This is a genomic window from Bacteroides sp. D20, assembly GCF_003436255.1.
Classification (GTDB): Bacteria; Bacteroidota; Bacteroidia; order Bacteroidales; family Bacteroidaceae; genus Bacteroides; species Bacteroides uniformis.
In genome coordinates this window covers 1-847 of the sequence record NZ_QSOO01000053.1, presented here as the reverse complement: position 1 = coordinate 847, position 847 = coordinate 1, and the positions used below count along the sequence as shown (strand labels likewise).

Genomic DNA, 847 nt, shown 5'->3' with positions numbered 1-847 from the left:
CTTCAATCCACAATGTATTCAGAGCGGATATCACCTTGCTTCTCTCTTCGGGCCTGTCTGGCCGGACGGAGGATTTGAGAGCGGGATGCTGATGCGATAATCCTTGAATCAAACAAGGTTCAGCACCTAAATAATTTCCGATTCGAAAATCATCCATATCCTCTACAATCGCGATATCATTGGCGCCCACTTCATCAACATTTATCTCTCTGCCCTGATTGATAGTTTTTAGATTTTTAATCTTGATGAATTTTTCCGAATCGTTGATTCTTACAACGTCTCGAAGTCTCAGACTTCCGTCAATTATTTTTAGAAAACTTCTTTTATGTCCTTTGGGGTCATGCTCTATCTTATAAAGATAAGATGAAAGTCTGTTTGAGACCGATGCCGGAGGAAGTATAAAAGAAGTGATGGCGTCCAACAACTCATTGATACCGATATTGAACATTGCTGATCCATGTAGCACCGGATAGACTTTGGCTTTTGCCACAAGAGCGATTATCGTATTCCAATAATCAGCCGGTGAAATTTCGCTATCCGCCAAATATCGTTCTAATATATCGTCGTCATGGTTGCATACAAATTCTTTGTATTCTTCCTTTATATATGTTTGGGAGCAAATCGGATAAACCAATCCATCGACAACAGTTTGCATAAACAGGACATCTTGAGACAGATTTGTTTTTATATCCAGATACAAACGCTCTAAATTCACACCGTCACGGTCAATTTTATTGATAAATATAATTGTCGGGATTTGCAGTTTTTGTAAAGTATTGAACAGCAACTTTGTTTGCGCTTGTATGCCTTCCTTTGCGGATAAGATGAGGACTGCTCCATCAAGCAT

At 39.3% G+C, this 847-nt stretch carries 1 protein-coding gene; it reads right to left on the bottom strand.

The window, feature by feature from the left end; translation table 11 throughout:
* Positions 1-847, bottom strand: an 847-nt coding sequence (locus DXD78_RS20930; protein ID WP_233534033.1) for a GTP-binding protein, incomplete at both ends; no start/stop codon positions are given.